Here is a 9,172-nt window from a genome sequence, read left to right as displayed (position 1 = left end):
GAAAGATACCAAGCGGACAGGTCGTGCTTCTATAAAAACCTTATGGCAAGGATGGTTTAGGTTACAAACCATCCTTGAAGGGTATGAACTCGCTAAGTCTCTTGAGCAACAAGACTTGTGATCAAGAGACAGGCTCAGGCGTCCTTTTTTCTTACCTGTAATTTGCCTCTTACCTTCTCAATCCCTCATCATTTGCTGCTCATCTGCAAATTTGTGAGCCATCTGGTCTTATCAGACGCTCAAACCGACATAATGGTTACACCAATCGCATTCTTGCCTATGCAGCTTGACTTTGTGGGTATAGAATAACTTTTGCTTAACAACCAACGATAACGAGAAACAAAAAACCATGTCAGATGACCAATCACAAGAACTCACCGCTGAAGAACTGTTCCGCCAGCAAGCGCTTGATTACCACGCAAACCCAGTACCCGGGAAAATCTCCGTCGAGCTAACTAAACCCGCGGAAACAGCTAAAGATCTAGCACTCGCATACAGCCCTGGCGTCGCCGAGCCTGTACGTGAAATCGCGCAAAACCCAGATAACGTCTACAAGTACACATCAAAGGGTAATATGGTTGCGGTGATCTCAAATGGTACGGCAATTCTTGGTTTGGGTAACTTAGGTCCTCTGGCTTCAAAGCCGGTAATGGAAGGTAAGTCGCTACTGTTTAAACGCTTTGCGGGACTCGATTCAATTGATATTGAAGTGAAACACCGCACTATCGAAGAGTTTGTCGATACGGTAGCCAATATCGCCGATACCTTTGGCGGTATTAACTTAGAAGATATTAAAGCCCCAGATTGTTTTGAAATTGAAAAGCAGTTAATTGAGCGCTGTGATGTGCCTGTCTTCCATGATGATCAACACGGTACTGCGATTGTTACTGCCGCAGGTATGCTCAATGCAATTGAACTGCAAGGTAAGAAGCTAGAAGAGGCAACCATTGTTTGTCTTGGCGCAGGTGCTGCTGCTGTTGCATGTATGGAACTGCTGATTAAATGCGGTGCAATGCGTGAGAAAATCTACATGCTTGACCGTAAAGGTGTAATCCACACTCGTCGTGATGACCTGAACGAATACAAAAAGCTATTTGCCAATAACACCGACAAACGCACTCTAGAAGATGTTATTGAAGGCGCAGATATTTTCCTTGGTGTATCTGGCCCTAACTTACTACCACCTGAAGATCTTAATTTGATGGCAGACAACCCTATTGTCTTTGCTTGTTCAAACCCAGATCCTGAAATCAAACCGGAATTGGCACATCAAGTACGTGATGATTTGATTATGGGTACCGGACGTAGCGACTACCCTAACCAAGTCAACAACGTTCTCTGTTTCCCATTTATCTTCCGTGGCGCACTAGATGTACGCGCAAGCGAAATTAATGATGAAATGAAGCTTGCTGCTGTAGAAGCCATTCGCCAGTTAGCCAAAGAACCAGTGCCAACCGAAGTACTTAAAGCAGCTGGAGTTGAAACACTTGAGTTTGGCGCACAGTACATTATTCCAAAACCAATGGATCACCGCTTACTGCCACGCGTAGCCAAAGCGGTCGCGCAAGCGGCTGTCGATTCTGGCGTAGCGCGTATTGAAATGCCTGAAGGGTATATGGCGTAGCGGAACGCTGCGCTACGGATGCGGGATTACGGAACGTGAAACGAGGCTTACGGAAGTGGGAACGTTCGGCTTCGCCTCTCTACGGAAATGAATGGTGACTAGTCTCAGTTCTAGAATCTCAATTCTCAAATCTTTGCTCTAAAACACAAAAACCGCAGCTAATGAACTGCGGTTTTTTTATGTTCTGGTTTTCTAACCATCTGAACTGGTGCTTTAATTCAGATGCAGCAAGAATACACTAACAATTATTCGTCGAACGCTTCAAATTCGATGCCCATTTCGGTCATTAGCTGCTTCGCTTCTGATGGAATATCATCTGGGCGATCTTTACGTAGATCTTCATCTGTTGGCAACGGTTGACCTGTGTAAGCATGTAGAAATGCTTCACAAAGCAGCTCACTATTCGTTGCATGGCGTAGGTTGTTAATTTGACGGCGTGTACGCTCATCGGTTAACACCTTTAATACTTTCAATGGAATTGAAACAGTAATTTTCTTTACTTGTTCGCTTTTCTTTCCATGCTCAGCGTATGGGCTAATGTATTCGCCATTCCAGTCTGCCATTGCGCACCTTCGTTATTGTTAGTCAGTAGTTTTTATAGAGTGTAATTTTAGCGGCTTTTAAGGCTACAAGCAAAGACATATAGACGTCTAGATGTATTGACGTCTCACATTAACAACAGTAAAGTAGCGTAAATGGATTGTGAATGTGATGTATCAATACACGAAGAGTACATATATCGCATTCAAGCTGACAAGTCACTATTGTTCTGGAAGGATACGTTTATGAGCACCCACAAGCCGGCTACTATTGCAGTTCGCACTGGCATCGAGTCCGACACTCAACACCATGCCGTGGTCCCACCAATTTATCTTTCTACTAATTATGGTTTTCCTGCTTTTGGTGAAGTACCAAAATACGATTATACCCGATCGGGCAACCCAAATCGTGGCTTATTAGAACAAACTCTGTACGAATTAGAATCCGGCAAAGGTGCGGTCATTACCAATTGTGGTACTTCTGCTCTCAATTTATGGGCGACGACGTTTCTTGGTCCTGATGATTTAATTGTAGCGCCGCATGATTGCTATGGTGGCAGCTACCGACTGTTTAATACCCGAGCGCAAAAAGGCGACTTCAACGTTCTATTTGTTGACCAATCCGATCCGGTCGCGCTTGCTGATGCGTTAGCGCAAAAACCAAAACTGGTACTGGTTGAAACCCCCTCTAACCCGCTGGTACGAGTGGTCGATATTGCGACTTTGTGTGAACAAGCCCATGCGGTTGATGCCTTAGTGGCTGTCGACAATACCTTTTTGACACCCGTGTTCCAAAAGCCACTAGAACTTGGCGCTGACTTTGTTATTCACTCAACCACCAAATACATTAATGGTCACTCTGATGTAATAGGCGGCGTTATCATCACCAAAACAGAACAACACGCTGAAGAGCTCGCTTGGTGGGGCAACTGCATTGGAGCGACAGGCACCCCATTTGATAGCTATATGACGCTGCGTGGTCTGCGCACCTTAGGCGCACGTATGCGCGTGCATGAAGAGAGCTCACGTGAAATCCTTAGTTATCTAAAAAATCACCAAAGTGTTGGCACAATTTACCACCCTAGCCTACCAGAGCATCCTGGGCATGAGATTGCGCTAAAGCAGCAATCTGGCTTTGGCTCGATGCTCAGTTTTGAATTCGCTGGTAGTTTTGAGCAGCTTAAAACTTTTGTTAGTGCGCTTAAGCTATTCTCTTTGGCTGAATCCCTTGGCGGTGTGGAAAGTTTAATTTGCCACCCAGCCTCAATGACCCACCGAGCGATGGGTGAAATCGCGTTAGCGGAAGCAGGAGTATCTCAACAGCTGCTGCGCCTTTCGGTAGGGCTGGAAGATGTACAAGATTTAATTAGCGATTTAGAGCAAGCCTTTAATGTGGCAGCGGAGGACAACTAAATGAGCGTGGAAAGACAGCTGCATAAATTTGGTGGCAGCAGTTTAGCAAATCCGGAATGCTACCGCCGCGTAGTCAATATTCTTAAAGAATACTCGCAGCAAGACGATTTGATTGTGGTCTCCGCCGCCGGCAAAACCACCAACAAGCTGATAGAGTTTATTGATGGCTTGCACAAAGATGGGCGCCTTGCCCATGAAGCACTACAAGAGTTAAAAAAGTTTCAGACGGATTTAGTCGAGCAACTGCTTGAGGGTGAGAGCAAAGAGACGTTACTCGCTCAACTGAATGATGAATTTAAATTACTTGGTGAGCTGACTGCGCCACTGAGTGAAACCGAACAAGCGTGTGTATTAGGTCATGGCGAAAGCTGGTCTTCGCGCCTGCTTGCCGCACTTCTTAACCAAAATAAACTGCCTTCTCGCGCCCAAGACTCGCGTGTATTTCTGCGTGCTGAAGCAGGCACACAGCCAGAAGTTGACCGCGGCGCTTCTTACCCATTACTCAAAGAAGTTCTCGCGCAGCATGCTCATCACCGCGTGGTGATCACCGGCTTTATGGCGCAAGATAAACAAGGCAAAACCGTGCTGCTGGGTCGTAATGGTTCTGACTACTCAGCAACCGTGATTGGCGCACTCGCCCAAGTCTCTCGCGTGACCATTTGGAGTGATGTGGCTGGCGTTTACAGCGCTGACCCGCGCCTCGTCGCTGATGCTTGCTTGCTACCACTGCTGCGCCTTGATGAAGCCAGTGAACTTGCTCGTCTTGCTGCGCCTGTATTGCATAGCCGCACCTTACAGCCTGTCGCGCAAAGCACCATGGACTGCCATTTACGTTGCAGCTACGAGCCTGAATCCGGCTCGACGCGCATTGAACGTGTGTTGGCTTCTGGTCGCGGTGCAAAAATTATTTCCTCACTTAATGAAGTGTTAATGATTGAACTGCACTTCTCATCAGGGCACGACTTCTTACGTCTTTCTCAAGAGACGTTAGCTGGCTTAACCCGGGCACAGCTCGAACCTTTGGCGTATGAAGCGCAAGATGATCAGCATTGCCTGCGTCTCACCTATACCGCAGAAATTGCCGGTGGTGCACTGAGTCATCTGCAAGATCGTGCCATCGAAGCTGAGATAAAGCTCAAAGAGGGCTATTCGATGGTGGCAGCAGTTGGAGCAGGGGTAACCAAAAACCCGAATCATTGCTACGGTTTCTACCAACAATTGAAAAACGCCCCAGTAGAATTTATTTGCGAATCCGCCTCTGGGTTAAGTTTGGTTGCTGTCCTGCGTAAAACCGAGACCGATACGCTGGTGCAAGGGGTGCATAACCAACTGTTTCAAGCACAAAAGCGTGTCGCGATTGCCCTATGTGGTAAAGGCAACATCGGCAGCAGTTGGTTGAGCCTATTTGCAGAGCAAAAAGTGGAACTCGAAAAACGTCGCGGTATGAACTTTGAATTGGTGGCGATTATCGATAGTCAAACCTACTTGTTTGATACCAATGGTATTGATGCCGCCAAAGCCAATAAGCGTTTTGATGCCGAAGCGGTGGAATACCAACCTGGCGAATGGATCAAACGTTTAGGCGCAATTCAAGGCTACGATGATGCTGTTGTATTAGATGTCACTGCCAGCCATGAACTGGCTGAGCGTTACATCGAAATTGCAGAACAAGGGATGCACCTGATCTCAGCCAACAAAGTGGCAGGCTCTGCATCCAGTGAGTACTACCATCAAGTACAAGATGCGTTTGCCAAAATTAATCGCCACTGGCTATATAACGCCACCGTGGGGGCGGGTTTACCAATCAACCACACCGTCAGAGATCTACGCGAAAGTGGCGATGAGATTATCGCCCTATCGGGCATTTTCTCTGGCACCCTATCTTGGCTATTCCAACAATACGATGGCTCGCAGCCTTTTGCCGATCTCGTGGATTTAGCTTGGCAACAAGGCCTGACGGAACCTGATCCTCGCAATGATCTGGATGGCTCAGATGTGATGCGTAAGCTGGTAATTTTGGCCCGAGAGTCCGGTTTGACGATTGAACCAGGTGCTGTAAAAGTTGAAAGCTTAGTGCCAGAAGAGTTAGTCGATTTACCGCTGGATGACTTCTTAGACAACGGCCACATCCTCAGCGAACTACTGGCAGAGCGACTTCGTAAAGCCCAGCGTGAAGACAAAGTGCTTCGCTATGTGGCTCGCTTAGAGAAAAACGGCAAAGCCACTGTGGGCGTAGAAGCGCTTACCCGTGAGCATGCGCTGGCAAACTTACTGCCATGTGACAATATCTTTGCCATCGAGAGTAAGTGGTATAAAGACAATCCACTGGTGATACGGGGACCAGGAGCAGGTCGAGAGGTTACTGCGGGCGCAATCCAATCTGACTTAAACTTGCTTTCAAGTCAGTTATAACTAAGCAACAAGGCGTGATGGGCAACTATCGCGCCTTTTTTGTATGTAATTATATTGTACTTAAGTAATTAACTTGAGATAGATTAATTATCAACTTGAATAAAATTCATAATCACTTTGTTGACTTTAAACTCTATTCAATACATCCTGTGGACATATAGACGTCTATACGTAAACAACTTCAAGATAGTCATTCTAGTTTGTATCTGTTGAGTATAAGCATCAAAAGGAATTTAAAATAGCGAGTGGCAGAGGCAGCCACAGGGAGAGCAAGATGGGATACACACACGCCAGTCATATCGACGCTTTAAATCAGAATATTGCTGAATTATCGGACAATATCAATGTGTCATTTGAGTTTTTTCCACCGAGCAGTGAAAAGATGGAAGAGACTTTGTGGAATTCTGTCCATCGTTTAAAAACGCTCAAACCAAAATTCATTTCCGTTACCTATGGCGCCAACTCGGGTGAACGCGACCGTACGCATTCAATCATCAAAGATATTAAGTCTGCAACCGGGCTTGTGGCAGCACCACACTTAACTTGTATTGATGCGACCCGAGAAGAGCTGATTCAAATCGCGGATGATTACTGGTCAAACGGCATTCAAAGTATTGTTGCGCTGCGTGGTGACATTCCACCCGGTGGCGGTGCACCAGATATGTATGCCTCAGATCTGGTCGAGTTATTAAAAGCGCGTCATGACTTTGATATCTCAGTTGCGGCTTTCCCTGAAGTGCACCCAGAAGCGAAGAGCGCTCAAGCTGACTTGCTTAACCTAAAGCGTAAAGTGGATACAGGTGCTAACCGCGCAATTACCCAATTCTTCTTTGATGTAGAAAGCTACCTGCGTTTTCGTGACCGCTGTGTCGCGGCTGGTATTGATGTGGAAATCGTACCGGGCATTCTGCCAGTTTCGAACTTTAAGCAAGCGTCACGCTTTGCTGCGCAGAATAATGTCAAAGTGCCAGGTTGGATGGCAAAACAGTTTGAAGGGTTAGATGATGATCCGACAACACGCCAACTAGTTGGTGCAAGCCAAGCTATCGATATGGTGCGTGTATTGAGCCGTGAAGGTGTAAAAGACTTCCACTTCTATACACTCAATCGTGCAGAGATGACTTATGCACTGTGTCATACCTTGGGTGTACGTCCTCAAGTATAGTGACTGTAACCCATCCAAAACCAAAATAAATTTCTTAGGTCAGCACTCGCTGGCCTTTTTTTCGCGATGTCAGCTTTTGACCACCCATGTCCCAAACGCTATTGAAGCTGATTTGTCACTCAGGTTCTAAACTCTAAATAACAGAAAGGCCAACCTTTCGGTCAGCCTCTCTAAGCTCTAAGCTCTAAGCTCTAAGCTCTAAGCTCTAAGCTCTAAGCTCTAAGCTCTAAGCAGCTTATTCTACTTCGTCCATTTTACCTAGTAGGTTACGGATACGATCTTGCCATGCAGCGTGCTCTTGCTGCATTTGCTGAGATTTTTGTTCAAGCTCTTCACGGCTTGAGCGTAGTTCAGTTGCTTCAGCAGATAGCTTTTCTTTTTCTTCTTTAAGCTCTTCAACTTCCATTTGAAGAAGTGCGATTGTATCTACTGCTGTTTGAATTTTTGCTTCTAGTTTTTCTAGTACTTCAAAAGACATCTTAGCCTACCTTTGATTTATTCGGTTGAAGTGAAGAACGCTTCACGTATTACCCTCATTCTACTTAGCACAGCCGAGAGACACACGCCCTATATTTGATATTGTGCGCTATTCGCGCAAAAAAACACCAGTTACTGACATTTACCTAACTTTATCACTTGATGGCTAAGCCTAACTGTGCCGAATAGACGCAAAACTTAGACTCGCCATGCATTGAGGTTACAGCTAGCAATGCTTTAACTAAACACTTTACAGTGCTTTATTGATCAAATTCAATCTCTGCGCAGCAAAAAGGCAAACGTTTTCTTTTTGATGTGGTAGAATCGCGCCAAAATTTAGTTCCTTCCATAAACCTATTTGGAGTCATCATGAAACGCGATTTAGCAATGGCATTTTCTCGAGTCACTGAAGGCGCAGCACTAGCCGGTTATAAATGGCTTGGTCGTGGCGATAAAAACGCTGCTGACGGTGCCGCGGTTGAGGTAATGCGCACCCTTCTCAATAAAACTGAGATCAGCGGTGAGATTGTGATCGGTGAAGGTGAAATTGATGATGCGCCGATGCTTTACATCGGTGAGCAAGTGGGAACTGGTGGTGATGCCGTTGATATCGCTGTCGACCCTATCGAAGGGACACGCATGACAGCGATGGGTCAATCGAATGCATTGGCCGTATTAGCCGCTGGCGAAAAAGGTAGCTTCTTAAAAGCTCCTGACATGTACATGGAAAAATTAGTAGTAGGTCCCGGAGCAAAAGGCTGCATTGATCTAAACAAACCACTGAAAGAAAACCTAGAGAACATCGCAAAAGCGTTAAACAAGTCACTAGATACTCTGGTAGTTACGACCCTAGCGAAACCTCGCCATGAACAAGTTATCGCAGAAATGCAAGCAATGGGCGTACGCGTATTCGCGGTGCCTGATGGTGACGTAGCCGCTTCTATCCTAACGTGTATGCCTGATAGCGAAGTGGACGTAATGTACTGCATTGGCGGAGCACCTGAAGGCGTGGTTTCTGCCGCGGTGATCCGCGCATTAGATGGCGATATGCACGGTCGTTTGCTGCCTCGCCACGAAGTGAAAGGCGATAACGAAGAAAACCGTATCTATGGCGCCGCAGAATTAGCTCGCTGTAAAGAAATGGGTGTCGAAGCTGGTATCGTACTGAAAATGGAAGACATGGCGCGTAGTGACAATGTGGTCTTTTCAGCCACCGGTATTACGAAAGGTGACCTGCTAGAAGGCATCACTCGCCAAGGTAATATCGCAACCACAGAAACTCTGCTAATCCGTGGTCGCTGCCGCACGATTCGTCGCATCAAGTCGATCCACTACTTGGAGCGTAAAGACCCTGAAGTACGCGACATCATTCTGTAATCGTTCGCGAAAAATTGAACAAGGGTGGCTAAATGCCCTGTCTCTTGATCACAAGTCTTGTTGCTCAAGAGACTTAGCGAGTTCATACCCTTCAAGGATGGTTTGTAACCTAAACCATCCTTGCCATAAGGTTTTTATAGAAGCACGACCTGTCCGCTTGGTATC

At 46.3% G+C, this 9,172-nt stretch carries 7 protein-coding genes; 5 read left to right on the top strand and 2 right to left on the bottom strand.

Translation table 11 applies throughout. The features are described from left to right. Positions 1-349: 349 nt before the first annotated feature. The gene (locus tag IRQ95_RS21730; RefSeq protein WP_194439861.1) at positions 350-1,624 is read left to right on the top strand and encodes a malic enzyme-like NAD(P)-binding protein; all 1,275 of its coding nucleotides are present in this window, start codon (positions 350-352) and stop codon (positions 1,622-1,624) included. Positions 1,625-1,869: 245 nt separating this feature from the next. Here the strand turns inward: IRQ95_RS21730 and metJ are convergent, their stop codons facing one another. Then, a complete protein-coding gene (metJ, locus tag IRQ95_RS21725; protein ID WP_075650056.1) occupies positions 1,870-2,187 on the bottom strand; it encodes a met regulon transcriptional regulator MetJ in 318 nt (105 codons plus the stop codon). A gap of 222 nt (positions 2,188-2,409) precedes the next feature. Between metJ and IRQ95_RS21720 the strand changes: the two genes are divergently transcribed. From IRQ95_RS21720 to metF, 3 genes are all read left to right on the top strand, one after another. After that, entirely contained in the window at positions 2,410-3,576 is a 1,167-nt protein-coding gene (locus IRQ95_RS21720; protein ID WP_194439859.1) for an O-succinylhomoserine (thiol)-lyase, read from the top strand. Further along, the gene (locus tag IRQ95_RS21715) at positions 3,577-5,988 is read left to right on the top strand and encodes a bifunctional aspartate kinase/homoserine dehydrogenase II (protein WP_194439857.1); all 2,412 of its coding nucleotides are present in this window, start codon (positions 3,577-3,579) and stop codon (positions 5,986-5,988) included. A gap of 274 nt (positions 5,989-6,262) precedes the next feature. Then, a complete protein-coding gene (gene metF / locus IRQ95_RS21710; RefSeq protein ID WP_194439855.1) occupies positions 6,263-7,153 on the top strand; it encodes a methylenetetrahydrofolate reductase in 891 nt (296 codons plus the stop codon). A 235-nt stretch (positions 7,154-7,388) separates the two neighbouring features. Here the strand turns inward: metF and zapB are convergent, their stop codons facing one another. After that, a complete protein-coding gene (gene zapB / locus IRQ95_RS21705) occupies positions 7,389-7,631 on the bottom strand; it encodes a cell division protein ZapB (protein WP_194439848.1) in 243 nt (80 codons plus the stop codon). A gap of 368 nt (positions 7,632-7,999) precedes the next feature. Here zapB and glpX point away from each other — a divergent pair, with 368 nt between their 5' ends. Further along, positions 8,000-9,007: a class II fructose-bisphosphatase gene (glpX, locus tag IRQ95_RS21700; RefSeq protein ID WP_194439846.1), complete on the top strand. Its 1,008-nt coding sequence runs from the start codon at positions 8,000-8,002 to the stop codon at positions 9,005-9,007. The last annotated feature ends 165 nt before the right edge of the window (positions 9,008-9,172 follow it).

Source organism: Vibrio fluminensis (genome assembly GCF_015278125.1).
GTDB lineage: Bacteria > Pseudomonadota > Gammaproteobacteria > Enterobacterales > Vibrionaceae > Vibrio > Vibrio fluminensis.
The sequence above is the reverse complement of the archived record's forward strand: the minus strand, read 5'-3'. Positions and strand labels throughout refer to the sequence as shown.

Excerpts from the sequence above, each read along its gene's own strand:
- IRQ95_RS21730 (WP_194439861.1), top strand. The coding sequence starts at position 350 with ATGTCAGATGACCAATCACAAGAACTCACCGCTGAAGAACTGTTCCGC.
- metJ (WP_075650056.1), bottom strand. The coding sequence starts at position 2,187 with ATGGCAGACTGGAATGGCGAATACATTAGCCCATACGCTGAGCATGGA.
- IRQ95_RS21720 (WP_194439859.1), top strand. The coding sequence starts at position 2,410 with ATGAGCACCCACAAGCCGGCTACTATTGCAGTTCGCACTGGCATCGAG.
- IRQ95_RS21715 (WP_194439857.1), top strand. The coding sequence starts at position 3,577 with ATGAGCGTGGAAAGACAGCTGCATAAATTTGGTGGCAGCAGTTTAGCA.
- metF (WP_194439855.1), top strand. The coding sequence starts at position 6,263 with ATGGGATACACACACGCCAGTCATATCGACGCTTTAAATCAGAATATT.
- zapB (WP_194439848.1), bottom strand. The coding sequence starts at position 7,631 with ATGTCTTTTGAAGTACTAGAAAAACTAGAAGCAAAAATTCAAACAGCA.
- glpX (WP_194439846.1), top strand. The coding sequence starts at position 8,000 with ATGAAACGCGATTTAGCAATGGCATTTTCTCGAGTCACTGAAGGCGCA.